The sequence below is a fragment of the Pseudomonas sp. CCI3.1 genome (assembly GCF_034313985.1).
In the GTDB taxonomy this organism is placed as follows: Bacteria; Pseudomonadota; Gammaproteobacteria; order Pseudomonadales; family Pseudomonadaceae; genus Aquipseudomonas; species Aquipseudomonas psychrophila.
This window is the reverse complement of sequence record NZ_JAVIWO010000001.1, coordinates 3,630,622-3,657,608: the sequence shown is the minus strand read 5'-3', so window position 1 is coordinate 3,657,608 and position 26,987 is coordinate 3,630,622. Positions and strand designations below refer to the sequence as shown.

The 26,987-nt window shown below is 59.3% G+C and carries 20 protein-coding genes and 1 tRNA gene; 15 read left to right on the top strand and 6 right to left on the bottom strand.

Annotation, left to right across the window (positions count from 1 at the left end):
- Nucleotides 1-64 precede the first annotated feature (64 nt).
- The 3 genes from rpoD to RGV06_RS16670 all read left to right on the top strand — a co-directional run bounded on the left by rpoD (nt 65) and on the right by RGV06_RS16670 (nt 5,493).
- Nucleotides 65-1,912, top strand: a complete 1,848-nt coding sequence (rpoD, locus tag RGV06_RS16680) for an RNA polymerase sigma factor RpoD (RefSeq protein ID WP_019823064.1) — start codon at nt 65-67, stop codon at nt 1,910-1,912.
- 117 nt (nt 1,913-2,029) lie between these two features.
- On the top strand, nt 2,030-5,401 hold the full coding sequence (locus RGV06_RS16675) for a bifunctional diguanylate cyclase/phosphodiesterase (RefSeq protein WP_322150569.1): 3,372 nt from the start codon (nt 2,030-2,032) through the stop codon (nt 5,399-5,401).
- A 15-nt stretch (nt 5,402-5,416) separates the two neighbouring features.
- Nucleotides 5,417-5,493: transfer RNA gene (locus RGV06_RS16670), tRNA-Ile, on the top strand.
- 107 nt (nt 5,494-5,600) lie between these two features.
- On the opposite strand, the gene RGV06_RS16665 is transcribed toward RGV06_RS16670, so the two are convergent.
- From RGV06_RS16665 to RGV06_RS16655, 3 genes are all read right to left on the bottom strand, one after another.
- A complete protein-coding gene (locus RGV06_RS16665) occupies nt 5,601-8,036 on the bottom strand; it encodes a TonB-dependent siderophore receptor (RefSeq protein ID WP_322150567.1) in 2,436 nt (811 codons plus the stop codon).
- A gap of 102 nt (nt 8,037-8,138) precedes the next feature.
- Nucleotides 8,139-9,107 (bottom strand): FecR family protein, encoded by a 969-nt coding sequence (locus RGV06_RS16660; protein ID WP_322150566.1) that lies wholly within the window; start codon nt 9,105-9,107, stop codon nt 8,139-8,141.
- Nucleotides 9,104-9,610 carry a sigma-70 family RNA polymerase sigma factor gene (locus RGV06_RS16655; RefSeq protein ID WP_198821644.1) on the bottom strand — a complete coding sequence of 169 codons (507 nt, stop codon included), beginning with the start codon at nt 9,608-9,610 and terminating at the stop codon, nt 9,104-9,106. Before RGV06_RS16655 ends, RGV06_RS16660 begins: the two co-directional genes overlap by 4 nt.
- A 197-nt stretch (nt 9,611-9,807) precedes the next feature.
- On the opposite strand from RGV06_RS16655, the gene RGV06_RS16650 reads away from it, so the two are divergent.
- Both RGV06_RS16650 and RGV06_RS16645 read left to right on the top strand, forming a co-directional pair.
- Nucleotides 9,808-10,563 (top strand): response regulator transcription factor, encoded by a 756-nt coding sequence (locus RGV06_RS16650; RefSeq protein ID WP_322150564.1) that lies wholly within the window; start codon nt 9,808-9,810, stop codon nt 10,561-10,563.
- Nucleotides 10,564-10,592: 29 nt separating this feature from the next.
- On the top strand, nt 10,593-11,939 hold the full coding sequence (locus RGV06_RS16645) for an ATP-binding protein (protein WP_322151907.1): 1,347 nt from the start codon (nt 10,593-10,595) through the stop codon (nt 11,937-11,939).
- Here RGV06_RS16645 and RGV06_RS16640 read toward each other — a convergent pair.
- Nucleotides 11,923-13,890, bottom strand: coding sequence for a TonB-dependent receptor domain-containing protein (locus RGV06_RS16640; RefSeq protein ID WP_019823051.1), 1,968 nt, complete (start codon nt 13,888-13,890; stop codon nt 11,923-11,925). The genes RGV06_RS16645 and RGV06_RS16640 overlap by 17 nt on opposite strands.
- 172 nt (nt 13,891-14,062) lie before the next feature.
- Here RGV06_RS16640 and RGV06_RS16635 point away from each other — a divergent pair, with 172 nt between their 5' ends.
- The 10 genes from RGV06_RS16635 to RGV06_RS16590 all read left to right on the top strand — a co-directional run bounded on the left by RGV06_RS16635 (nt 14,063) and on the right by RGV06_RS16590 (nt 25,100).
- A complete protein-coding gene (locus RGV06_RS16635; protein WP_019823049.1) occupies nt 14,063-14,515 on the top strand; it encodes an Lrp/AsnC family transcriptional regulator in 453 nt (150 codons plus the stop codon).
- Nucleotides 14,516-14,665: 150 nt separating this feature from the next.
- On the top strand, nt 14,666-16,348 hold the full coding sequence (locus tag RGV06_RS16630; RefSeq protein ID WP_322150561.1) for a flavin monoamine oxidase family protein: 1,683 nt from the start codon (nt 14,666-14,668) through the stop codon (nt 16,346-16,348).
- A 145-nt stretch (nt 16,349-16,493) separates the two neighbouring features.
- On the top strand, nt 16,494-17,288 hold the full coding sequence (locus tag RGV06_RS16625; RefSeq protein WP_322150559.1) for a carbon-nitrogen hydrolase family protein: 795 nt from the start codon (nt 16,494-16,496) through the stop codon (nt 17,286-17,288).
- 39 nt (nt 17,289-17,327) lie between these two features.
- Nucleotides 17,328-19,775, top strand: a complete 2,448-nt coding sequence (pqqF, locus tag RGV06_RS16620) for a pyrroloquinoline quinone biosynthesis protein PqqF (RefSeq protein ID WP_322150558.1) — start codon at nt 17,328-17,330, stop codon at nt 19,773-19,775.
- Nucleotides 19,776-19,928: 153 nt separating this feature from the next.
- On the top strand, nt 19,929-20,003 hold the full coding sequence (gene pqqA, locus RGV06_RS16615; protein ID WP_003444522.1) for a pyrroloquinoline quinone precursor peptide PqqA: 75 nt from the start codon (nt 19,929-19,931) through the stop codon (nt 20,001-20,003).
- A gap of 96 nt (nt 20,004-20,099) precedes the next feature.
- A complete protein-coding gene (gene pqqB / locus RGV06_RS16610; protein ID WP_019823040.1) occupies nt 20,100-21,011 on the top strand; it encodes a pyrroloquinoline quinone biosynthesis protein PqqB in 912 nt (303 codons plus the stop codon).
- A gap of 128 nt (nt 21,012-21,139) precedes the next feature.
- Complete coding sequence (pqqC, locus tag RGV06_RS16605) at nt 21,140-21,892, top strand: pyrroloquinoline-quinone synthase PqqC (protein WP_019823038.1); 753 nt, start codon at nt 21,140-21,142, stop codon at nt 21,890-21,892.
- Entirely contained in the window at nt 21,889-22,164 is a 276-nt protein-coding gene (gene pqqD / locus RGV06_RS16600; protein ID WP_019823036.1) for a pyrroloquinoline quinone biosynthesis peptide chaperone PqqD, read from the top strand. The genes pqqC and pqqD overlap by 4 nt, the downstream gene beginning before the upstream one ends.
- Nucleotides 22,165-22,171: 7 nt before the next feature.
- A complete protein-coding gene (gene pqqE / locus RGV06_RS16595; protein ID WP_019823034.1) occupies nt 22,172-23,308 on the top strand; it encodes a pyrroloquinoline quinone biosynthesis protein PqqE in 1,137 nt (378 codons plus the stop codon).
- Nucleotides 23,274-25,100 carry an alpha/beta hydrolase family protein gene (locus tag RGV06_RS16590; protein ID WP_019823033.1) on the top strand — a complete coding sequence of 609 codons (1,827 nt, stop codon included), beginning with the start codon at nt 23,274-23,276 and terminating at the stop codon, nt 25,098-25,100. The genes pqqE and RGV06_RS16590 overlap by 35 nt, the downstream gene beginning before the upstream one ends.
- 104 nt (nt 25,101-25,204) lie before the next feature.
- Here the strand turns inward: RGV06_RS16590 and RGV06_RS16585 are convergent, their stop codons facing one another.
- Complete coding sequence (locus RGV06_RS16585) at nt 25,205-25,363, bottom strand: YqaE/Pmp3 family membrane protein (RefSeq protein ID WP_004419451.1); 159 nt, start codon at nt 25,361-25,363, stop codon at nt 25,205-25,207.
- 185 nt (nt 25,364-25,548) lie between these two features.
- Nucleotides 25,549-26,832 (bottom strand): aspartate aminotransferase family protein, encoded by a 1,284-nt coding sequence (locus RGV06_RS16580; RefSeq protein WP_322150554.1) that lies wholly within the window; start codon nt 26,830-26,832, stop codon nt 25,549-25,551.
- Between the last annotated feature and the right edge of the window lie 155 nt (nt 26,833-26,987).

Genomic DNA, 26,987 nt, shown 5'->3' with positions numbered 1-26,987 from the left:
CATAGCTAAGGTATAATCCTCGGCTTGTTTTTTGCCCGCCAAGACCTTCAGTGGATAGGGTGTTATGTCCGGAAAAGCGCAACAGCAGTCTCGTATCAAAGAGTTGATCACCCTCGGCCGTGAGCAGAAGTATCTGACTTACGCAGAGGTCAACGACCACCTGCCCGAAGATATTTCAGATCCGGAGCAAGTGGAAGACATCATCCGCATGATTAATGACATGGGGATCCCCGTACACGAGAGTGCTCCGGATGCGGACGCCCTTATGTTGGCCGATGCCGACACCGACGAAGCAGCTGCTGAAGAAGCAGCTGCCGCGTTGGCGGCAGTAGAGACCGACATTGGTCGTACTACCGACCCAGTGCGCATGTATATGCGTGAAATGGGCACGGTAGAACTGCTGACACGTGAAGGCGAAATCGAAATCGCCAAGCGTATCGAAGAAGGCATCCGTGAAGTGATGGGCGCAATTGCGCACTTCCCTGGCACGGTTGACCATATTCTCTCCGAGTACACTCGCGTCACCACCGAAGGTGGTCGCCTGTCCGACGTTCTGAGCGGTTATATCGACCCGGACGACGGCATTGCGCCTCCTGCAGCCGAAGTGCCGCCTCCTGTCGACCCCAAGGTGAAAGCCGAAGGTGATGACGAAGAGGACGATAAAGAAGAGTCCACCGAGGAAGAGGAAGAGGTCGAAAGCGGCCCCGACCCGATCATCGCGGCTCAGCGCTTTGGCGCCGTTTCCGATCAGATGGAAATCGCTCGCAAGGCACTGAAAAAGCACGGCCGCGGCAGCAAGCAGGCAATTGCCGAGCTGGTTGCACTGGCAGAGCTGTTCATGCCGATCAAACTGGTCCCGAAGCAATTCGAAGGCCTGGTTGAGCGTGTTCGCAGCGCCCTGGAGCGTCTGCGTGCACAAGAGCGCGCCATCATGCAGCTGTGTGTACGTGATGCACGCATGCCGCGTACCGATTTCCTGCGCCTGTTCCCGGGCAACGAAGTCGACGAAAGCTGGAGCGACGCGCTGGCCAAAGGCAAAAGCAAATATGCTGAAGCCATTGGTCGCCTGCAACCGGACATCATCCGTTGCCAGCAAAAGCTGTCTGCCCTGGAAGCAGAAACCGGCCTGAAGATAGCCGAGATCAAGGACATCAACCGTCGCATGTCGATCGGTGAGGCCAAGGCCCGCCGCGCGAAGAAAGAAATGGTTGAAGCCAACTTGCGTCTGGTTATCTCCATCGCCAAGAAGTACACCAACCGTGGCTTGCAGTTCCTCGATCTGATCCAGGAAGGCAACATCGGCTTGATGAAAGCGGTAGACAAGTTTGAATACCGCCGCGGCTACAAATTCTCGACTTATGCCACCTGGTGGATCCGTCAGGCGATCACTCGCTCGATCGCCGACCAGGCCCGCACCATCCGTATTCCGGTGCACATGATCGAGACGATCAACAAGCTCAACCGTATTTCCCGCCAGATGTTGCAGGAAATGGGTCGCGAACCGACCCCGGAAGAGCTGGGCGAACGCATGGAAATGCCTGAGGATAAAATCCGCAAGGTATTGAAGATCGCTAAAGAGCCGATCTCCATGGAAACCCCGATCGGTGATGACGAAGACTCCCATCTGGGTGACTTCATCGAAGACTCGACTATGCAGTCGCCAATCGATGTAGCCACTGTTGAGAGCCTTAAAGAAGCGACACGCGACGTACTCGGCGGCCTCACAGCCCGTGAAGCCAAGGTATTGCGCATGCGTTTCGGCATCGACATGAATACCGACCACACCCTTGAGGAGGTTGGTAAACAGTTCGACGTTACCCGTGAACGGATTCGTCAGATCGAAGCCAAAGCGTTGCGCAAGCTGCGCCACCCGACGAGAAGCGAGCATCTGCGCTCCTTCCTCGACGAGTGATAACAAAACCCCCGGCCCTGCCGGGGGTTTTGCTTTATAGCTAAAACCCCTCCTGCACCCTCCCCCTGCCACAGCCCGACTACACTGGATGCATCCAGGCGCACTGAAGAGACGCGCATGTCACGATTGCTGGCCACCCTGCTACTGTCGCTTGTCGTTTGGGCCACGGGCACCCACGCCCTGACGCTCACCGATGATGAACAGCAGTGGCTCAAAGACCATCCTGAGCTGATCCTTGGTATTGATACCACGTGGCCGCCATTTGAATTTCGCGATGCGCAAGGCAACTACAAAGGCCTGGCCGCCGATTACATCCGACTGATCAGCGACCGGCTGGATATAACCCTCAAACCGGTCGCCGCCCCTAGCTGGAGCGAAGTACTGGCGCAGACCAAAGAGGGCAAAATCGACTTGCTGCCCGGCATCATGTCGACACCTGAACGCCAAAAGTACCTTGCGTTTACCCGGCCCTATCTGGACTTCCCCATCGTTATCCTCGCCCACAAGGGCGGCGCGGCCCCAAAAAATATCGAAGACCTCTACGGCCTCAGGGTCGGCGTCATTGAAAACTACGCCCCCCATGAGCTTCTGCGCGCGCAGTACCCGGACTTGAATATCGTTGCACTGCCCAACGTCAGTTCGGCTCTCCAGGCGCTGGCCACTGACCAGGTCGACGCCATGGTTGGTGACTTGGCCTCCAGCGTATGGAGCCTGCGCCAGCTCAAGCTCGACGGCCTTTACGTCAGCGGGGAGACGCCATATCGCTTTCAACTGGCCATGGCCGTACCCAAAAGTCAGACCGTTCTGCTCGAACTGCTCGACAAGGTGCTGGCTGATATAAGCCCCAGTGAAACCGAAAGCATTCAGCAGTACTGGGTCGGCAACATAAGCGACTATCGCGCACTGTGGCGCACCTTGCTGCTGTATGTCCTCCCCGGCGCGCTGCTATTGATCATCGTGCTGCTCGTGGTCGTACGCATCAATCGACGCCTGAGCTCCGAAATTTCCCGGCGAACATCCCTTGAGCAGGAACTGCGTAGCAGCGAGCATCACTACAGGGGGATGATTGAAAGCCTTTCGGCTATCGCATGGGAAGCGCGCCTGGACGGCGACACCTATACCTATGTCTCTCCCCAGGCAGAAGCGTTGCTGGGTTATCCGATTGCCGAATGGCTAAGCCTGGGTTTCTGGGACCGAATCCTGCACCCCGACGACCTGGCCCGAGCCCGGGCCTACCGTGAAAAAGAGGTCAGTGCCAACTGCGACCACAGCCTGGACTATCGCGTGATTACCGCAGACGGCAACACACTTTGGCTGCGCGACATTGCCAGCATCACAACCCACAACCAGCAGATCGTCCTGCGCGGCCTGATGATCAATATCAGCGAAACGAAGCAGACCGAAGAAGCCTTGCAGTTATCCGAAGAAAAGTTCGTCAAAGTTTTCCACGCCTCACCCAATGGCCTATTGGTGAGCCGAAAAAGTGACGGCCTGCTGATAGAGATAAACGAAGGCTTCAGCCGTCTCAGTGGTTATGACAATGCCAGCGCCTTGCACCACTCAACGTTTGACTTGCATCTATGGGTAGATTTTCAGCAACGGCGCGAAGTACTACGACTACTGGAACAGGACGGCTTTGTACGGGACTTCAGCTGCAACTTCCGTCATAAAGACGGACACATTCGTCTCTGTGAAATCTCCTGCTACCCGCTGATCATCGGAGCTGAAGACTGCATTCTGACCCTCATTCACGACATTACCGAACGCCACCAAATGCAGGAAAAACTCTTGCAGACGGCCACCGTCTTTGAAAGTACGGCCGAAGGCATCATCTTTACCGACCCCCAGCAAAAAATCACCGCAGTAAATCGGGCCTTCACCGAAATCACCGGCTATAGCGAAAGCGAAGTGCTGGGCCAAACACCACGAATCCTGGCTTCAGGCCAACACGACAAGGTCTTTTTTGCTGCCATGTGGCACCAATTGTCGAACGCAGACAACTGGCAGGGCGAGATCAGCAACAAACGCAAAAATGGCGAAATCTACCCTAACTGGTTGACCATTAGCGCCGTGCGCAACAGCGACAACCTGATCACCCACTTTGTGGCGGTGTTTTCTGACATTTCCAGCCTCAAGCATGCCCAGGCCCGCCTTGACCACCAGGCCCATCACGACCCGCTGACCAACCTTCCCAATCGTTTACTGTTTGAAAACCGGTTGTGCGAGGTGCTCGCCGACCAGAGACGCAACGGCCAACGTAGTGCCGTGCTATTTCTGGACCTTGATCGATTCAAAAATATCAACGACAGCCTCGGACATCCCGTGGGCGATCTTTTGTTGAAAGGCATCGCAACCCGCCTCAAAGAACAGCTACGTGACGTAGACACTGTTGCCCGCCTGGGCGGCGATGAGTTCATCATTTTGCTACCCGGGCTCAAACAAACAAATGATGCGCAAATGATTGCCCACAAGCTGCTTGCGTGTTTCAACGCTCCCTTCCTCGCAGGCGAGCACGAGCTTTTCATCAGTGCCAGCATCGGCACCAGCGTATTCCCGGATGATGGCGACGACGTCGCCACACTCGTCAAAAACGCCGATCTCGCGATGTATCACTCCAAACTCAAAGGGCGCAACCGCGTCGAACGCTACAGCCACGACCTTGGCTCACAAGCCAGTGCCAGAGTCGTCCTGAGCCATGAACTGCGTCGTGCTCTGGAGCGAGGCCAGGTATCACTGTTGTACCTGCCCAAAATCAGCCTGGATGACTTCAGCTTGGTCGGTGCCGAAGCATTGCTCCACTGGGTCCATCCCATTCTCGGAGAGATACCCCATGAGCGCCTGATTCATCTGGCCGAAGAAAACGGCATGATCATACAAATCGGGGACTGGATGCTTGAGCGCGCCTGCCAGCAACTGCATTCATGGCACCAGGTATACACCCCATTTGGAGCAATCTCAGTCAACCTCGCGAGTGCACAACTGCACCAACCCGGGTTACTGGAACACATCCAGCATCTGCTCAACACCTGCATGCTCAAACCCGGTTTCTTGCAACTTAAAATCACCGAAAGCTTCATAACGTGCCAAGCCGAAGAGGCCTGTGAGGCCCTGCATCGACTCAAGCAACTGGGAGTAAAACTGTCCATTGACGATTTCGGCACTGGCAACTCATCCCTTAGCTACCTCAAGCGCTTGCCGTTGGACACCCTGAAAATCGACTCGTCATTTATCAAGGGCCTGCCCGATGACGTACACGACGCCGCTATCGTTCACGCGATCATTACACTGGGGCACAGCTTGCAATTGACCATCATCGCGGACGGCGTAGAAACCGGGGCACAGCGTGCCTTTCTGGCCCAAGCCGGTTGCGAACACATCCAGGGCGCAATCGTCAGCGCCCCTCTATCGGCTGAAAAATTCGCGGCAACCTTCCTTCGCATATCAATTTCAGATTTTTCGGATAGCACTACTGAGAAACCGTCGTTATAATCCGCGGCCTACTGAGGGCCTATAGCTCAGTTGGTTAGAGCAGGGGACTCATAATCCCTTGGTCGTAGGTTCGAGTCCTACTGGGCCCACCATACTCAAAGCCGCGCACTGCGCGGCTTTCGTGTTTCTGGCGTTTGGGATTTCCGGGCTTCACGCGGCTTCAAGATCGAACCTCCGTCCACACGCGTGATGGGTGGCATTAGAACGTCGGCGTGTACTTAACGCTGAACATGACGTTACGCGGATCACCGTAGTTGTTGTTGCCGTTGAGCTGGTTATAGCCTGCAGTGAAGTAAGTCTTGTCGAACAGGTTGTTGGCGTTCATCGCCAGTTCGATCTCCGGCGTCATCTGGTAGCCAACTCGGGCATTCCATACCGCGTAGCCCGGTACGTTGACGGAGTGGTCGTAACCAACCGTGCGGGTTTGGGCGGTGAAGCCCAGGCCGGTGCTCACACGATTCCAGTCACCGCCGAACTGGTAGTTGCTCCACACCCGCAGCATGTGTTTGGGCGTCCACCAACTGAAGATTTTGCCTTCGTTTTCCGGGTCTTTGAGGTACTGGGTGGTGTTGTAGGTGTAACCGGCAAACAGTTGCAGACTGTCGGTCACTTCACCGCTGATTTCAGCCTCAATCCCCTGGCTGCGCACTTTCCCTGAGGCGACCGAGCAGTACCAACCGTCGCAGATCTGTGGCGACGCCAGGTCGAGGACAGCACGGTTTTCCTGGTCATAACGGAACACCGCCAGGGAGGTGTTGACCCGGCCGTCCATCAACTCACCCTTGATCCCGACTTCGTAGTTGCTGCCGATCACCGGCTTGAGCACAGGCCCCGTTACGGTGCGGGCAGTCTGTGGTTCGAAAACGTCGGTGTAGCTGGCGTATACGGCCCACTCGCGGCTCAGGTCATAGACGATGCCGGCATAAGGGGTGACTTGCCCGGTTTCGTTGGTGGTGCTGTCCGGGTTGGCGGTAATGCCGGACGTTTTCTGGGTCCAATACGTGTAGCTGTAGTCGTACCAACTGACCCGGGAACCCAGCACCAAGGTCAGCGAGTCGACCGGCTTGACTCGCCAACTGCCGTAGAGGCCTTTTTGGCGAATGTCATAGTTGCTCAGGGTGCCCTGCCCTTGGGGAGCATTGATCAGGCTTTCGTAGCTGATGTCAGGCCGATCATGGTCGATACCGAAAAGAGTGTCGGTGCTGTTATTGAAGGTACGCGCGTATTTGTCGTCCGAGGTCAACTTCGAATAGTTGCCGCCCACCATGATTTCCTGCTGCATGGACAAGGCTTCAAATTTGCCGGTGAGGTTCATGTCCAGGCCGACTTTGGTGGAGTCGAAGTTCGAGTAAAAGTCGGCGTACTGCACGCCGGTGCCATCAGCCGCCAAGCCCTGCTGGATGGATTGCACCCGCTGGTTCTTGGCTTTATTGCCCTCGGCCTGACGCACGGCGCCGACCTTGAAGGCCCAGTCGTCGTTGAATCTGTGTTCCAGATCCGCATACAGGGTGGTGACATCGATCTGGGAGTGGTTCCACTTCGCGCCGGTGTAGGTGCTGCGCGACAGGTCGATGGCCTTGCCGTCGGCATAGCGCGGAAAACCACGGACCATTGGACGCGACTCGCCGCTGGACTGGCTGACCGCCAAGCCCAGGGTGGTGTCGTCGCGCAAATCGAAGTCCAGCGCACCGTATAGCGAGGTGGTTTTGCTCCATTCGGAATCGACAAACGAGTGGCTGTCGTCCTGGTCGGCCACGAAGCGGCCACGGACCGTGCCTGTCTGGTTCAGCGGTCCGCCGGCGTCCAGTTGCAAGCCGTAATGATCCCAGGAGCCCGCCTTGCCGGTGAGGGTCACCGTGGGGGCGATCTGCCCGCGTTTGCGCACCAGATTGACCGCGCCACCCGGGCTGCCGGTGCCTTGCAGCAGACCGGATGCGCCACGCAGCACTTCCATGCGATCGAAGAAGATCAGGTCCTGGGTTGCCCAGTTGCCCAGTGCATAGGTGTTGCGCGGGATCGGCACACCGTCGTATTGCCAGTCGTCGATCTGGAACCCGCGCGAACTGAGGATCATCCCTTTGCCCACGCCCTGTGCACCGACCAGTCCGGTGGTCTTGTTGGCCGCGTCCTTGAGGTCTGTCAGACCTTGATCGTCCAGCTGCTTGCGGGTCACCACAGTGATCGACTGCGGTATTTCCTTGAGGGTGTGGGTGCCCTTGCCGATGGTCACGGCCCGTGAGGTGTAGGAGCCCGACCCTTCAGTGGTGGCATCCGTGCTGAGTTCAACGATGTTGGTAGCCCCCAGTTGCAGCGCGGCATTGCTGTCAATGGCCGGCTCGACGCTGAAGTTGCCTTGATCGGTCACGCGCAATTGCAAGCCGCTGCCCATCAGTGCCTGTTGCATCGCCTGCTCGGCGGGCATCTTGCCGACCACTGCTGGCGCCTGTTTGCCCTTAACCAGCGACGGCTCCAGCGAAACGATGTGTCCGCTCTGGCTGGCAATGGCATTCAGGATGCTGGCGAGCGGGCCGGAGGGCAGATTGAAGGTCCGATCCTGAGCTTGAGCCAGCGTAGAACTTGCCAGCGTTGCCAGGGCGACGGCGACGCAAAGGGGGTGAGGCCACGGGTTGAACACAGCGTTCTCCTGAAAATGTGGAAGTGTCAGGAGATAGGTGGGACGAGAAATGAAAACCAGACACACATGAGAGCGATTTTCAAAAATAACGCTCCGGCTCCACTATTTCGCACTAATTAACGTCAACCAAGGGCTGTAGCGATCAACCCGAATCGGCAGCGTTTCCGCCAGTGCCGCGAACACCCGGTCAGGATTGTTCAACGGAAACACCCCTTGAACACGCACGTTGCGGACTTCGGGAGCCACCCGCACAAAACCGCGACTGTAAGGGCGTAGCGCGTTGACCACCTGCTCCAGTGGGTCGTCCAGCACATTGAGGCTCCCGACTAACCAATCGGCCCGATGATGTTGATCACCGGCAATCGGGGCAATGTGGCTGGCTTGCATGATGGCTGACTGGCCTTCCTGTAGAACTTGGCTCGTGCCGTCGAACAACCGCACGTTGACCGAGTGCTGCAACACCACTACGCGAGTGGCGCCGTGCTCCTGGGCCACGAGGAAGCGAGTGCCCAGTGCGCGAATTTCACCTTCTGCGGTGCGCACACTCAACGGACGAAGAGGATCGGCAGCGACCTGGATCACCAGTTCACCGTGGCGCAAGATCACCAGACGTTGTTGGTTATCGAAGCGCAGGTCCACCGAGCTCTCGGCATTCAGGCTCAGGCGGCTGCCGTCCGCCAGCGTGAAGTCCTGACGCTGACCGCGCCCGGTGTGCAGGTCAGCCAGCAGTGAGTCTCCCCATGGGCTGCGCGCACCGACCCAGGTAGCGCCGCCAAGCAAGCCAAGCCCCGCGATAACCCTCAGCGCATCACGGCGCGAAGCCTTGGGTTGCAGCAACAGTTGGCGCGCTTCGCCCGCCTGTCCGGGCACCCGCCGATCAAGCGCGCGAACGGTACTGAAAGAAGCACCCAGTCGTTCCTGCAACGTAGTCCAGGCCTGGGCATGGGCGGGGTCGAGGGCCAGCCAGGCATTGAAGCGTTCTTGCAGCGCAACATTCGGCTCGCCGGCACGCAGGCGCACCATCCAGTCGATCGCCTGCTCGCTGACGGGATCAAGACGCTGCTTGCTCATAACGCGCCTTCGCTCAAATAGCACTGGCGCAAAGCCTGTTTCATGTAACGGCTGACGGTGCGCTCCGACAGCTCAAGCTTGCGGGCAATCTCAACGTAGCTCAGACCATCCAGCTGGCTGTAGAGGAACGCCGCCTTGACCGGCATCGGCAGGCCGTCAATCGCCCGATCGATGGCCACCAGGGCTTCGATCAACAGCGCTTGTTCTTCCGGGGACGGCGCCAGCGCTTCGGGCAACAGAGACAGGCGTTCGAGGTAGGCCAACTCCAGCTTGCGCCGACGATGCCGATCAAAAATCAGGCGCCGGGCAATGGTCGAGAGGTATGCGCGAGGTTGCTCGATACCGTCCGGATCAACCCGGGCCGTCAGCAACTGGCAAAACGTATCGGCGGCTGTGTCCTCCGCGTCCGCGTGATTACGCAAATACCGCTGGATATGCTGCAACAGCCAACGATGATGATCGCTGAAAAAAAAGCCCAACTTGCTCGTCGAAGGAGGTTGCACCGGTCGGTCTTCCAGATGTAAGTGCGAATTGTTCTCAATAGCACCCACAGGACGATCGCCACTTCAATACCTGGTTACAACTCCCCGCGTTGCAGGGCGAGCCTGTAAGGCTGAGAAGGATTGACGCTCATACAGAAACAACTGAGAAGCGTTAGTAGTATCATTGCCATCTGATTATCCCGGTGTTTCAACCCGCCATGACCACCCTTCCCTCGAACACGGCGCCTTGCGTACTCATCGTCGACGACAGCCGCAAAATTCGCGAACCGCTGGCTGCGTACCTGCGCCGGCACACGTTCGATGTGCGCACAGCTGCGGACGCTGCGGGCATGTGGCAATTGCTCAAGCAACACGCTTTTGACGTGATCATTCTCGATGTGTCGTTACCCGATGGCGATGGCTTTGACTTGTGCAGCCGGCTGCATCGGCGCGCCGATACTCCGGTGATTCTGCTGACCGCACGGGACACCTCTGCCGAGCGGGTGCGTGGGCTCGACCTTGGGGCAGACGATTATGTGACCAAGCCCTTTGAGCCCAGGGAGCTGGTAGCACGAATCAACAGCGTGTTACGTCGCCACCGCCCCGCGGCCGCAAAGCAGGCTAGCTCGACGAACACCGTGAAAATGAGCCCTTGTTATCTGTTCGCAGGCTGGCTGTACAACGCCAGTCACGCCACGCTGACTCGCGATCAAGAGACGCTGATTGTGCTCAGCACGGTCGAAAGCAAGCTGCTGCAGGTGTTTCTCGACCATCCTAATACGCTGCTACCTCGAGAGCGCCTGATCGACCTCACCACCGCGACCGACAGCGATCTCAGTGATCGCGCCATCGACCGTCAGGTCAGTCGCCTGCGCCGCAAGCTGGCGCACAGCACCGGGGAGCCAGAGTTGCTGCGTACGGTCTGGGGCGGCGGCTATCTGTTTGCGGCCGATGTCACGTTGCAAGCGCCATGAGCCGTCTGCGCGCCCTGTGGCCCCGCAAGATGCTGCATCAACTCAGCGTACTGTTGTTGCTCGCGTTACTCGCCTCCAATGCCATCGCCATGCTGTTTGTGCAACACACCGGCGCGTTGATTCATCCCCTGTCGCGAACCATGAGCTTGGAGCGTTTGGTGACTGCGCACCATGTCGCCATGGAAGCTCAAGACGAAGTCTTCGACCGGTTGCTGGGGGCAATCACCCGCGCGGACGCGCAGTTCTGGATCGATCAGCAGGCCGAGGTCGAACCCTTCGCCATGCGCGCCGAAGAACAACGAATGGCCAACGCCCTGCGCGAGCAACTGCAATTGGCTCAGGATGTGCGCGTTGACATGCAACTGGAACGGATCACCGGCGGCCATGCCCGGGGACACGTGTTCAGCCCCGACGGTTGGGCGCCCCTGCGGCTACGCAGCAGCATCGAGTTGCCCGACGGGCGCTACCTCAACGCCTTGCAGCATCCGGCAGGCGCCTACGAATGGGGAAGCATGCTGGCGTACAGTCTGCCGGTGACGACAGTGCCAGTGCTGTTGATCGTGATGTTCTGTATCAGCCGCGTGGTGCGCCCGGTCAAAACCCTGGCCCAGGCGACCGAACGCGTCAGCCGCGGGGAATGGATTGCGCCACTGCCCCTGACCGGCCCGCAAGAGGCACGCGACCTGACGGCAGCCTTTAACACCATGCAAGCCAATATCGCCCGCCATGTGGAAGGCCGTACTCGAATGCTCGCGGCGCTCAGCCACGACCTGAACACGCCCATCACTGAACTGCGACTGCTGTTGGAGCTGCTGGAACAAAGCCCTGCCCGAGAGGACATGCTCGAAAGCCTGGATGAGTTGAGTGCGATGGTGGGCGCAACCCTCAACTTCGTTCGTGACGATGCCGTGCAGGAGCCCACGCTGACAATCGTGCTGAATGACATGCTGGAGGATCTGGCCAAGCGCTACCGGCTCATGAAGCAGCTAGTAACCTGGTCAGGCGCGGCGCCGATCATGCTCACCTGCCGTCCCCTGGCGTTGAAGCGGGCCTTGACCAACCTGATCGACAACGCACTGCGTCATGCCGGGGATGCCACGTTGACCCTGCACCAGGAAGACCACGGCACCCTGCGCCTGGAAATTCTCGATCACGGCCAAGGCCTGCCGCAGGAATGGCTTAGCAAAGTATTCGAGCCCTTCGTACAGTTTGGCGCCGCCGACGGTTCGCACAATGGCGGTATCGGCCTGGGCCTGGCCATCGCCCGCGCTTGTGTGCAGGCCCATGGCGGCGAATTGCTGCTGGAGAATCGGCCGCCCGCCGGGCTGTGCGCCGTGGTCAGGCTGCCGATGGCCCTGGTCAGAAGTTCAGCGTAGCCCCCATCCACAAGGTGCGACCGTAGTTCACCGTGCCGTAGGTTTCGTCGTCCAGACGCTTGTCCGTGAGGTTGTTCAGGGAGCTGTTCAACGTGATCGAGTCGGTGAGCTCGTAAGAGCCGCCGATATCGGCCGTGGTGTAACCCGGCGCGGGTTCGTCAGTCAGGGTATTGCCGGTTTCTTCTCCGTAATAACTGACCGACGCCCAGGCCTGGGCGCGATCAGTCACCACCCATTCACCGCGCACATTGGCTTTTTGTTTAGGGGTCAACGCCAGTGGCGCGCCAGCGTTGGCTCCGCTTTTCTGCTCAGAGTCGGTGTAGGTGTAGTTGGCCTTGAGCACAACGCTGTCGTTGACGTCCCATTGCCCGGTCAACTCAACGCCCTGGATCACGGCCTTATCGACGTTGACGCGATCCATGATGATGTAGCCATTCCATCGCTCATCGGTGGTGACGGTTGAAAGTTTGTCCTTGAAGTCGTTGTAGAACACCGTCGCACCTGCCGACAAATTGTCTCGATTGGACCACAGCGCAGACATTTCGTAGTTGGTGCTCGACTCAGGCTTGAGGTCCGGGTTGCCGAACATCACGAAACGGTTGCGGCGCAGGTAGGCGTAGTCTTTGACCACTGCCCGCAGCTCCGGCGCCTTGAAACCACGGGCAATACCGCCCTTGAGGGTCCAGTTATCGGTTGCGCGCCATACCCCGTAGATTCGCGGATTGGCGTGGGTGCCGTACTCTTCGTGATGGTCCAGGCGCAGTCCGGTGGTCAGTGCAAAGGTATCGGTCATCGCCCATTCGTTTTCGGCAAACACGGCCTTCTGTACCACTGAGAACTCGTAGTCGACGCGATCACCCAGGCCCTGGTTCCAGTCGGTCAGCTGGCTTTCATTCCACTGCACGCCGACGGAGCTGACGTTGTGCGCGGTGGGCACCACCAGCTTGGCGTCGAACACCGTGCTCTTGATCTCGGGCTTGCGGCCGTAGATATCCGTTTGCGCAGGTGTTGCCTTGCCTTCACGGCTGGACGTTTCCTGGAACAGCGCCATGTCCGACGTCGCCCAGCCCCAGCGGCCCTGGTGCGACAGCGACCAGTGATCGCGATTGTTTTCTTGCTCGCGGGTGGCCCAATTGGCGCTCACGCCGTCGCCGTTCTTGAGGCGCGTGGCTCCAGCCTCCAGCAGGATGTCGTGGTCGACCGTCGGAGTGAATGCCAGCCGCGCGGTCAGGTCACGATGGTCGGCATTGCTGAAACCGTTGGTTTGCTCAATGTCGTCATCTGCCTGGCGATCCAGATAGCGGCCCCAGACCTGTAAACCCAGAAAGTCTTCTTTCAGCGGACCGCTGAGGTAGAACTGAGTCTGGCGGGCATTCCCCTGGTCGCTGTGCTGACGCGCCGAGTAGTCGTAGCCCACAGAGCCGCCCCACTGCGGTGACACTTTGCGGGTGATCACGTTAATCACCCCGCCAATGGCATCCGAGCCATACAGCGATGACATCGGCCCTCGAACCACTTCGATGCGCTCGATGGCCGCAGCCGGCGGCACAAAACTTTGCTCATAACCGCTGTTGCCGTTGACCCGCGACTCTCGGGCGCTCTGGCGTTTGCCATCGACCAGGATCAGGGTGTAATCGGCCGGCATGCCTCGAATGGAGATGTCCGTTTCATTGGCCCCGCCGTTGACCACGACACCTTCCACATCACGCACGGCGTCGCCGAGGTCGCGATAAGACTTGCGGCGAAGCGTCTCCCCATCAATCACCGTGATCGAGGCGGGCGCATCCTCGATACTTTGCTCGTAACCGGAAGCCGTAACGACCATTTCATCAAGGGTCAGTGCTTGCGGATCTGCCGCCTGGGCAGCAGTCCCCAGCGTGCTGGACGCGCCAGCAGCCAAGGCCAAACGAACCCACAGGGGCAATGGGTGAAAGCGAAGAGACGAATGCATGAAGCGTCCTTATGATTCAACTTAAAAGAGAATCGTAATCATCTACACCCCTGCAGATTGGACAAAGTGTGACAACCATCACCGCGCTCCGTCTAAAATTCGCGGGCCAGCAAAGTGGTCCCGCAGCCCTGTACCATGACCGCCCATCAGTCCCCTGCCACTGGAGCTTCACGTGCCTGATACCCGCCCTCCCGCGCTGGATGAAATCGACCGCCAATTGATTGCGGCCTTGCAACTCAATGCCCGTGAAAGCGTTGCGATGCTGGCTCGCCAGTTGGGAATTGCGCGTACCACCGTGACCTCACGGCTGGCACGACTGGAGAAAACCTCGGTGATTACCGGTTATGGGGTTCGACTGGGGCAGCGGTTGATTGATGGCGGTTTGCAGGCATACGTCGGGATTACCGTGCAGCCACGCTCCGGCAAAGAGGTGGTGCGTCGCTTGAGCGCAATGGCCCAGGTGCAGCAACTGTGCGCGGTCAGTGGCGAGTTCGATTACGTGGCCTGGCTGCGCAGCGACTCCCCCGAGCAACTGGATCAACTGCTTGATCAGATCGGCAGCGTCGAGGGCGTCGAGAAGACCACCACCTCAATCATCCTCAGCAGCAAAGTTGATCGAGGATAAGTCATTTAGACCACCAACTTCGTCATATTGACTAAACAAAAGCCATAACGACGACAGTTTGCGTCTTATTACCGTGTTCCACGCTCCCTATCATGGTGCCTGTCTTTTCCTATACTCAACGTTAAGCGTGAGTCGCCAGCCAGGTCAGCCATGAACAAGAATAATCGCCACCCTAACGACGGCAAAAAACCCATCACCATCTTCGGCCCGGATTTTCCGTTTGCCTTCGATGACTGGATCGAACACCCGGCGGGCCTGGGCACCATCCCGGCACACAAGCTTGGAACTGAGGTGGCGATTGTCGGCGCAGGTATGGCCGGTATGGTGGCGGCTTATGAGCTGATGAAACTGGGCTTCAAACCCGTGGTGTATGAAGCCTCGAAGATGGGCGGACGCCTGCGCTCGCAAGCCTTTGAAGGCAGCGAAGGGGTGATCGCCGAACTGGGCGGCATGCGCTTCCCGGTCTCCTCGACCGCTTTTTACCACTACGTCGACAAGCTGGGGCTGGAGACCAAACCCTTCCCCAACCCGCTGACACCCGCGTCGGGCAGTACCGTCATCGACCTCGAAGGCCAGACCTTCTACGCACAAAAACTGGCGGACCTGCCTGCACTGTTTCAAGAAGTAGCTGACGCCTGGGCAGACGCGCTGGAAGAAGGCTCGCGCTTTGGCGATATTCAGCAAGCCATCCGTGACCGTGACGTACCTCGCCTTAAAGAACTGTGGGACACGTTGGTTCCGTTATGGGACGACCGCACCTTCTATGACTTTGTAGCCACCTCCAAGGCCTTCGCCAAGTTGTCGTTCCAGCACCGCGAAGTGTTTGGCCAGGTGGGGTTCGGCACCGGTGGCTGGGACTCGGACTTCCCCAACTCGATGCTCGAGATTTTTCGCGTGGTGATGACCAACTGCGACGACCACCAACATCTGGTGGTTGGCGGTGTTGAGCAAGTACCCCTGGGGATCTGGCGCCACGCACCCGAGCGCTGCGCCCATTGGCCTGCTGGCACCAGTCTGAGTTCGCTACACCATGGCGCACCACGTACCGGGGTCAAGGCCATCTCTCGTTCAGAGGACGGGATGTTTTCCGTCACTGACATACTCGGGGTCACCCGCCCCTATGAAGCCGTACTGGTGACCTGTCAGAGCTGGCTGCTGACCACCCAGATCGAATGCGAAGAGTCGCTGTTCTCACAAAAAGTGTGGATGGCGCTGGACCGTACGCGCTACATGCAATCCTCCAAAACCTTCGTCATGGTCGACCGCCCGTTCTGGAAAGACAAAGACCCCGAAACCGGCCGCGACCTGATGAGCATGACCCTCACCGACCGGCTGACCCGTGGCACTTACCTGTTCGACAACGGCGACGACAAGCCGGGGGTGATTTGCCTGTCGTATTCATGGATGAGCGATGCGCTGAAAATGCTTCCGCACCCGGTGGAAAAGCGCGTGAAGCTGGCCCTCGATTCGTTGAAAAAGATTTACCCCAAAGTGGACATCGCCAGCCGCATCATCGGCGATCCGATCACGGTGTCGTGGGAAGCCGACCCGCACTTTCTGGGTGCCTTCAAGGGCGCACTGCCGGGGCATTATCGCTACAACCAGCGGATGTACGCGCACTTCATGCAGCAGGACATGCCCAGCGAGCAACGGGGAATCTTTATTGCCGGCGACGACGTGTCGTGGACCCCGGCCTGGGTGGAAGGTGCGGTACAGACTTCATTGAACGCGGTGTGGGGCATCATGACCCACTTTGGCGGCAGCACCCACGCGGCCAACCCCGGGCCGGGCGATGTGTTCCACGAAATCGGCCCGATTGCATTGCCGGATTGATTAACACCACTTGCGCCAGCGGCAAAGGAACTTCACGGTGGGAGCGAGCCTGCTCGCGAACGGCCTTCGCGAGCAGGCTCGCTCCCACAAGGGGTACCCCAATCGGCAACAGAGTCTCTACAGAGTTAATGACCAGGAGAACCCCATGCGCGTCGCCCTTTACCAATGCACGCCTCTGCCCCTGGATGTTGCGGGCAATTTGCAGCGCTTAAATGACATTGCGCATCAAGCCAAAGACATCGACCTGCTGGTCCTGCCCGAAATGTTCCTCACGGGCTACAACATCGGTGCCCAGGCCGTGGCCAGACTGGCGCAAACCCACGACGGCGACGCCGCCCAGCAGATTGGCGAACTGGCAAAAGCCACTGACACGGCCATTGCCTACGGCTACCCGGAGCGCGGAGCAGACGGGCAAATCTACAACAGCGTGCAGTTGATCGACGCCCACGGCAAAAGCCTGTGCAACTACCGTAAAACCCACCTGTTCGGCGAACTCGATCACTCGATGTTCAGCAAAGGCCCGGACTCATTCCCGGTCATTGAACTCAATGGCTGGAAGCTTGGCCTGCTGATTTGCTACGACCTGGAGTTCCCCGAGAACACCCGCCGCCTGGCGCTGGCCGGTGCCGAGTTGATTGTGGTGCCCACCGCCAATATGGCGCCCTACGACTTCATCGCCGATGTCACGGTGCGCTGCCGTGCCTTCGAGAATCAGTGCTATGTGGCCTACGCCAACTATTGCGGGCATGAAGGCGACATCCTCTACTGCGGCCAAAGCAGTGTCGCCGCACCCAACGGCAAGCAAATTGCGCTGGCCGAGCATGAGCCAACCCTACTTGTCGCGACCTTGCATCGCCAGCAACTGGCTGATGCCAAAACCGGCAATGTCTACCTGGCGGACCGTCGCCCGGAACTTTATCGCGAGCTGAGCAAGGGCTAAATCCGCTAGCATGAGCACATCTCTGTTCCGGAAGTGCCCATGCCTGCGCTGAATCACCCTCACACCCAACGTCTGACACTTGAAACCGGTCTGACCCTCTGCGTGCGCCATGAGCCGCGTCTCAAGCGCTGCGCGGCCGTTTTACGGGTTGCCGCAGGCAGCCACGATGTGCCCGCAGCCTGGCCCGGCCTCGCGCATTTCCTGGAACACTTGCTGTTTCTGGGCACCGAGCGCTTCCCGGCGACAGACAACCTGATGGCTTACGTGCAGCGCCACGGCGGCCAGGTCAATGCCAGAACCTGCGAGCGGCACACTGACTTCTTTTTCGAGCTGCCACCGGGCGCCTTTGACGGCGGGCTTGAGCGCTTGTGCGACATGCTCGCCCATCCGCGCATGGCTCTGGATGACCAGCTTCGCGAACGCGAAGTACTGCACGCAGAGTTCATTGCCTGGGCCCGCGAGATTTCGGCGCAGCGCGAGATGAAGCTGTTTCAGCCATTGAACCCGTCTCACCCGCTGCGGGCATTCCATGCGGGCAACCGCTACAGCCTGCCCGTGCCACGCGCGAGTTTCCAGCAAGCCCTAAAAGACTTTTACCAAACGTTCTATCAGACCGGGCAAATGACCTTGAGCCTGAGCGGTCCGCTATCAACCCATGAATTGATCGCCCTGGCGCAACGGTGCAGCGCCGATTTGCGCCCCGGCAACAGCCTGCAGCAGGTCTGCCCGCCAGCACTGATGGCCAGCGTTGAGCCCCGCTATCAACACATCGACGGCCAGCATCTGAGCCTGATGTTCGCCTTCGAACAGTTGCTGCCGGAGTCCGACCCGGCCCTGGATTTTCTGTGCCACTGGATCAACGCAGACAAGCCCGGAGGCCTCCTCGCACAATTACGCGAACAGGGATTGATCGACACCCTGAAAGCCACGCCGCTCTATCACTTCAATGGCCAGGCACTGCTGCAGATTGAGTTCAAAGCCGACACCGATATTGCCCTGCAGGCCATGCAGATTCGCGACACGTTCCATGACTGGCTGGCGTTTTTCAGCGCACAGCAGGATTGGCCAACGCTGCGTGAGGAGTACCTCCTGCTGCTGCAGCGTCAGCAAGCGGTGAGTGGCGCATTGGAACTGGCCCGCCATGATTGTGAGCAACGTGTACCCGGCCTGTCGGATCAGGGTGTAACAACGCTCAAGGCAATTCTCGAACAGATGCAACCCGCATCCCTGCCGTCATCGCCACAAGTTTGGCAACTGCCTGCACCTAATCCGTATCTGCAAGCGGCGAAAGAGCCGGTCAGCACCGGCCTGATTCGCGGGCAAACCAGTGCTCACCGTGGCTTGCGAACCTTTGCCCAGGACCGCTTGCGCACTCGCCGCGACGTGTCCGCCATGAGTTTCAGCACCGCAGTGCCCAGCCATAGCGGCGAGGCGGTGGTTTACCTGCGCTGGCGCCTGCCCGCCAAGCCTGCTGACGCCTTGCTGGCGACACTGGACAACAACTTGCGCTCGTTGAAGCTCGATGCCCAACAAGCCGGCGTTGAGGTTTCGTTGACTGCGTCAGGTAATGACTGGTTGCTGAAGATGTACGGTTTCCACGAGCCGATGCCCGCCATTCTTGAACACGCACTGCGTGTGCTCAGCGCACCTTCGGCCGTGCCGTCGGGCAACCTGTCCCAAGACGCCGCCTTGATGCCGATTCGCCAACTGATTAAACGCCTGCCCGAGTTGTGCCAACCGGCGAGCGAGTCGGCGCTCAACGATCTGCAGCACTGCTGGGCCGAGGCGCGCTGGGACGGTTTGGCAACAGGCCTGCCCGCTGCCACGCAGGCCTTGATCACACCTGTGCTGAACAAGGTTCCCGGCACCCCGGATGCACATCTGGCACACGGGCCCGTGCAGCCGGTTCAACGCCATTGGCACACCGAAACCTGCGACTCCAGCGAACACGCGCTGATCCTGTTTTGCCCGGCCCCCGAGGCCACTCTGGCTGACGAAGCCGCCTGGCGCATGCTCGCCCACGTGATGCAAACCCCGTTTTATCAACGCCTGCGGGTTGAGTTGCAGTTGGGTTATGCCGTATTCAGCGGTCTGCGCCAAATCAACGGTAAAACAGGTCTGCTGTTCGGGGTGCAATCGCCTCACGCCTCAACGACTCAAATCCTTGAGCACATCGAGAACTTCCTCGCGCATTTGCCGGATCTAATCTTGGCGCTGGATGAAACATCTTTCACCCAGACCCGTGCTGCCTTGGCACAACAATTCTCGGCCGAGGCCCTGGGCGTGTTCCAGGCCAGTGAATTGTTATGGCAAGCCAAACTGGCGGGCCACCCGTCGGATTACCTGACAGCCCTCTACACTGCACTTATGGCGCTGGATCAAGGCACTACACTGAAAGCGGCCGAGCACATTAACTCGCCGGCAAGCGGTTGGGTATGCGTGGCCACAACCCCTGCGACTAAAACGTTTTATCAAGGGAGAAGCTGATCATTACCAACCACGTAACGGGCTTTCTTCGACATTGAGCGTTCAAAAACCGCCAAATTTAGTAACATAGCCACCTAAGCGTTTGAACCACTCCTTCGGGAGCAGGACTAATCAAGAGACACCCATTCACCCACTCACTGAAGGAGTCACCTAATGGCTTGGACTAAACCTGCTTACACCGATCTGCGCATTGGCTTTGAAGTCACCATGTACTTCGCAAGCCGTTGATCTGCACGGCCTCTTGAATAAAGGAGCCCAGCAGAGCAGCCCAACGCCTCGGTTCGCCGGGGCGTTTTTATTTACAGCATCGCAAGAGAACACGCCATGTTCGTCCAGATTCTAGGCTCCGCCGCTGGCGGTGGATTCCCGCAGTGGAACTGCAACTGCGTCAACTGCGCAGGTTTTCGTGATGGCACCCTGCGTGCTACCGCCCGCACTCAGTCCTCCATTGCGATTTCCGATGACGGTGTGAACTGGGTGCTGTGCAACACCTCGCCCGATATCCGTGCGCAACTGCAAAGCTTCGCCCCGATGCAACCGGGCCGGGCCCTGCGCGATACCGGGATCAGCGCGATCATCCTGATGGACAGCCAGATCGACCACACCACCGGCCTGCTAAGCCTGCGCGAAGGTTGCCCCCATGAGGTGTGGTGCACTGACATGGTCCACGAAGACCTGAGCACAGGCTTCCCGCTGTTCACCATGCTCAAGCACTGGAACGGCGGCCTGAACTGGAACCGCATCGAGCTTGAAGGCTCGTTCACCATTCCTGCCTGCCCCAACCTGCGTTTCAGCCCGCTGCCTTTGCGCAGTGCGGCACCGCCGTATTCACCGCACCGTTTCGACCCGCACCCGGGCGACAACATTGGCCTGATCGTCGAAGACCTGCGCACCGGCGGCAAACTGTTCTACGCACCGGGCCTGGGCAAGGTCGATGCGCCGTTGCTGGAGATCATGGCGGGCAGCGACTGCTTGCTGGTGGACGGCACGATGTGGGATGACGACGAGATGCAGCGCCGTGGCGTAGGCACCCGTACGGGCCGAGAAATGGGCCACCTGGCGCAAAACGGCCCCGGCGGCATGCTCGAAGTGCTTGAGCAATTGCCCGCGCAACGCAAAGTACTTATCCACATCAACAACACCAACCCGATCCTCGACGAAGACTCCGCCGAACGTGCCGAACTGGTTCGTCGGGGCGTTGAAGTGGCTTTTGATGGCATGAGCATCGAGTTGTAAAAGCTGAACCTTGTAGTCGCTGCCGAAGGCTGCGAAGGGTTGCGCAGCAACCCGTTTTCTCGAAGACCCTGCGGTCCATATCGCAGCCTGCGGCAGCGACTACATAGAATATTTTCCGGAGGCATTCCATGACCCAAGCCCCACTCTCCACCGCCGAATTCGAGGCCGCGCTGCGTGCCAAAGGCGCGTATTACCACATCTACCACCCCTATCAAGTGGCGATGTACGAAGGCCGCGCGACCCGCGAGCAGATTCAGGGCTGGGTCGCCAATCGCTTCTACTATCAGGTCAATATCCCGCTCAAGGACGCCGCCATCCTGGCCAACTGCCCGGATCGCGAAGTGCGCCGCGAGTGGATTCAACGCCTGCTCGACCACGACGGAGCCCCCGGCGAAGACGGCGGCATCGAAGCCTGGCTGCGCTTGGGTCAGGCGGTCGGCCTGGACCCGGATCAGTTGCGCTCCCAGGAGCTGGTTCTGCCCGGCGTACGATTCGCGGTGGATGCCTACGTCAACTTTGCCCGCCGCGCCAGTTGGGAAGAAGCCGCCAGCAGCTCGCTGACCGAGATGTTCGCGCCGCAAATCCACCAGTCGCGCCTCGACAGCTGGCCCCAGCATTACCCGTGGATCGATCCGGCCGGCTATGAGTACTTTCGCACCCGCCTAGGCCAAGCGCGGCGCGACGTGGAGCACGGGTTGGCGATTACACTGCAGCACTACACCACCTGGGAAGGTCAGCAGCGCATGCTGGAAATTCTGCAATTCAAACTCGACATTCTTTGGAGCATGCTCGATGCCATGACCATGGCCTACGAGCTTGACCGCCCGCCGTATCACAGCGTGACCACCGAGCGGGTCTGGCATAAAGGAATCACCCTATGAGCTTCGATCGCAGCAAAATCCCGACCTGGCGCACCGGCTACCGCTTTCAGTACGAACCCGCGCAAAAAGGCCATGTGCTGCTGTACCCCGAAGGCATGATCAAACTCAATGACAGCGCCGCACTGATTGGCGGCCTGATCGATGGCCAGCGCGATGTCGCGGCCATAATTGGTGAACTGGACAAACAGTTCCCCGGCGTACCCGAGCTCGGTGCAGACATCGAGCAATTTATGGAGGTCGCTCGTGCAGAGCACTGGATCGAACTCGCCTGACAGCCTCATGGCGCTGCCACCCAAGCCTGAAGTGGGCTTGCCGCTGTGGCTGCTGGCCGAACTGACCTATCGCTGCCCGCTGCAATGCCCGTATTGCTCCAACCCGCTGGATTTCGCCCAGCAAGGCAAAGAGCTGAGCACCGAGCAGTGGATCAAGGTCTTTCGCGAAGCTCGGGAGATGGGCGCGGCCCAGCTGGGCTTCTCCGGTGGTGAACCGCTGGTGCGTCAGGACTTGGCCGAGTTGATCGGCGAAGCCCGCAAACTGGGCTTCTACACCAACCTGATCACCTCGGGCATTGGCCTGACCGAGCAAAAGATCAGCGACTTCAAAAAAGCCGGACTGGACCATATCCAGATCAGCTTCCAGGCCAGTGACGAGCAAGTGAACAACCTGCTGGCCGGCTCGAAGAAAGCCTTCGCGCAAAAGCTCGAAATGGCCCGCGCCGTAAAAGCTCATGGCTATCCGATGGTGCTGAACTTCGTCACCCATCGGCACAATATCGACAAAATCGATCGCATCATCGAGCTGTGCATCGCTTTGGAGGCCGACTTTGTCGAACTGGCCACCTGCCAGTTTTATGGCTGGGCCCAGCTCAATCGCGTCGGTTTGCTGCCGACCAAAGAGCAGCTTGTCCGGGCTGAGCGCATCACCAATGAGTACCGGGCCAAACTTGAAGCCCAGGGCCATCCCTGCAAGCTGATTTTCGTGACCCCGGATTATTACGAAGAACGTCCAAAAGCCTGCATGAACGGCTGGGGCAGCATCTTTCTGACCGTAACGCCTGACGGCACGGCCCTGCCATGTCATGGTGCACGGCAAATGCCGGTCGAGTTCCCCAATGTGCGCGACCACACCATGCAGCACATCTGGTACGACTCGTTTGGCTTCAACCGTTTTCGCGGTTATGACTGGATGCCCGAACCTTGCCGCTCGTGCGACGAGAAAGAAAAGGACTTCGGCGGCTGCCGTTGCCAGGCCTTTATGCTCACCGGGGACGCCAGCAACGCAGACCCTGTCTGCAGTAAATCGCCACAACACGACCTGATTCTCAAGGCGCGCGAAGAAGCTGAGCACGCCACCCAGACCATCGAACAATTGGCCTTCCGAAATGAACGAAACTCACGTCTCATCGCTAAAGGCTGAACCGTTCAGCGCCGCGCTCGCTGTGGCCGCCGGGGTCGACTTCGCAGAATTGCGCGTCGGCCCTCGGGGCCTGTTCTGGAACGAATACCGACCACAAGATGCTGCCTGCCGTATCTGGCATTGGCACGACGGCCAGGCCCGTTGCCTGACGCCCGATGGCTTCAGCGTGCGCAGCCGGGTCTACGAGTACGGCGGTGGCGCGTTTTGCCTGAGTGATGACGCCGTGGTGTTCGTCAACGAAGCCGATCAACAGCTGTACCTGCAACCCCTGGACGGTACGGCCCCACAACCCCTGACCCAGGGCACTTGCCGTTATGGCGACGTGCAGTGTGCAGCGGGCCTGGTGCTGGCCGTTGAAGAAAACCTCGATCAGCATCGGCTGGTCAGCATCGACCTGAGCACCCTTGAACGCCAGGTGCTGGCCGAAGGTGCCGACTTCTACGCGGCCCCCACACAGAGCCCTGACGGACAACGCCTGGCCTGGGTCGAATGGAGTCGCCCGCATCAACCGTGGACCTCGACCCGCTTGATGCTGGCTGAAGGCCAAACCGCAGGTCGCTGGAACCCCGCACACTGTCTGGCGGGTGATCTCGCTGAAGAATCGCTGCAACAACCGCGCTTCGACGAACACAATCGCTTGCATTGCCTGACCGACCGCGCGGGGTTCTGGCAACCCTGGGCCGAGTCGGGCCAAGGCCTGGTGCCAGCCCCAAGCGCCCACGCCGACCATGCGCCTGCACCGTGGCAACTGGGCGCCAGTACCTGGCTGCCGATGGGCGAACAGGCCTACCTGGCCAGTTGGACCGAGGCTGGTTTTGGACATCTGGGCATCCGCACGGCTGACGGCAACATCGACGACTTCACCGGTGATTACAGCCGTTTTCGCAGCCTGGCACTGGATGATGCGTTTATCTATTGCATCGCCGCGTCTCCCGTCTACCCCTCCGCTGTGATCCGCATTCGCCGCACCGACCACCAGGTTGACGTGCTGGCCGGTGGCGTTGCGCCGCTGCCACCCGAGCACATCAGCCGCCCACAAACCCTGTGCTACCCCTCGGGCGCGGGCCAGGCACACGGCTTTTTCTACCCCTCGATGCAGGGTGAAATCAAACCGCCCTTAGTGGTGTTTATCCACGGCGGTCCGACATCTGCCTGCTACCCGATGCTCGACCCGCGAATTCAATACTGGACCCAGCGCGGCTTTGCCGTGGCCGACCTCAACTATCGCGGCAGCAGCGGCTATGGCCGTGCCTATCGGCAAGCCCTGCACTTGAAATGGGGAGAGGTGGATGTCGAAGACGCTTGCGCGGTGGTCAGTTATCTCGCCGAACAAGGACTGATTGACCCAGGCAACGCGTTTATTCGAGGAGGTAGTGCAGGCGGTTACACCACGCTGTGCGCGCTGGCGTTCAACAACGTGTTCAGGGCGGGTGCCAGCCTGTACGGCGTCAGCGACCCGATTGCCCTGGCCCGTGCCACCCACAAGTTTGAGGGTGATTACCTGGACTGGCTGATTGGCGATCCCGAGCGCGATGCCCAACGCTACGCGGCTCGCACCCCGTTACTGCACGCCAGCCAGATCAGCGTGCCGGTGATTTTCTTTCAGGGTGAACTGGACGCTGTGGTCGTACCGCAGCAAACCCGAGACATGCTCCAGGCCCTGCAAGCCAACGGCATCCCGGCCAAGGCCCATTACTACCCCGACGAACGCCACGGCTTTCGCAAAGCCAGCAATCAGGCTCACGCGCTGGAGCAGGAATGGTTGTTTTACAGCCAATTATTGACGCACTGATCCCGTGGATGCGGGCTTGTTCGCGATAGCATCAACTCACCCTGCCTGATAGACCGAGTTGCCTGAACGCGAGCAAGCCCGCTCCACCCGAATCAGTTGCCGCACTAGCGCTTGGCGATAATCCACACCGCGTGCACGATCCCCGGGATGTAACCGCACAACGTCAGCAGAATATTCAGCCAAAAAGCCCCTGCAAAACCCACTTGCATAAATACGCCCAACGGCGGAAGCAGGATGGCGAAGATGATTTTGATAAGGTCCATGGACACAGCTCCCAATTATTGGTGGGCTCAATCGAGCCCTACCGCTAATCGACTCCGGAGCCAGACCAAAGGTTCAGTCACTACTTATCCACAAGCAAAAAAAACGCCCCATGCCGAAGAAATCAGGCACAGGGCGACGCGTTATACCGCGAGACGGTTCTTTGAATTCAGTGTGGCGGCTGCAATCAGACGGCAACCCCACGGCGACACTGCAATTGCGCGGTACGCACCCGGGCAAATGCTCGGGCCAGGCGCAGCAGCATTTCGTCGATGTTGCCTTTGCTCACGCACAAGGCCGGGGTGAAGCGCAGGCAGTCCGGTTGCGGTGCGCTGATCAGCAGCCCCTCATACAGCGCCGCCTTGACCACCTCGTGCGCCGAGTCATCCGATAAAGTCAGCCCCCACAACAGGCCCTGCCCGCGCAATTCACCCTGTGCATAACTCATGGCCAACCGGCCCAAACCCTCGCGCAGATGTTGCCCCGCGTCGCGGACTTGCTGCAAAAAGCCTTTTTCCAGCAGTGTGTCGAGCACTGCCAAACCGGCCGCGCTCATCAAGGCATTACCATGATGAGTACCACCCAGCTCGCCAGGCGCCAGGCAGCACGCCTTGCCGCGAGCCAGCAGTGCCGCCAGTGGCACCCCGCCGCCCAGGCCCTTGCCCAGAGTGATGATGTCGGCGCGAAGGCCGTAATGCTGCTCCGCCAGCAAGGTGCCGCTACGCCCCATGCCGGTCTGGACTTCATCCAGGATCAACAGAATTCCCAATTCGCGGCACAACCGCTCAACACCCTTGAGGTAATGCTCGGTCGCCGGGATCACCCCGGCTTCGCTTTGCACCGGCTCCAGCATGATGGCCACGGTCTGTGCGTCGACTGCCGCATGCAGCGCGGGCAAGTCATTAAACGGCACATTAATAAAGCCCGGCAGTTGCGGCTCAAACCGGTTATCCACCGTCGCGCTGCCTGAGGCCGACATCGCGCCAAAACTGCGACCGTGGCAACTGCGACTGGCCGTGATGATCCTATGCGCGCCACCGCGATGCAGTTGCCCCCATTTACGCGCCAGCTTGATCGCGCCCTCGTTGGCCTCGGCCCCGGTGTTGAGCAAATGAACCTGATCGCTGCCGGTGCTTTCGCACAAGCGTTGAGCCAAATCCAGCATCCCCCGGTTTAAAAACCCCGCCCCAGGGTTCATCAACGATTGCGCTTGGTCGGCCATCGCCTTGACCAGCACCGCCGGGCTGTGGCCCAGACTATTGGCTGCGCTGCCCTGGGTAAAATCCAGGTACGCACGGCTGTCGCTGTCCCACATCCACGAACCTTGCCCGCGCACAAACACGTGGGCTTCGCGCTCAACGCAGGGCATCAGGTACTCACGGGAAGGGTGGCTGCCCGACATCGAGGGCGCAGAATGCGCAGCCATCTCTTCAAGGCTGGGGGAATGGCGACGCAGGTTAAACAGGTTCATGCACGCGGACCTTGTGACCATAAACAGATTTGATTTGCAACTTGCGGCTATTTATATAGAAGGTAAACCTCTCGATGGGTTTATTGCCCTGCCTATGTATAACGCCGCTGCGCATCAGCATCTCTGGCTCGATGAGCCTTGTGGAATGCGCGTAG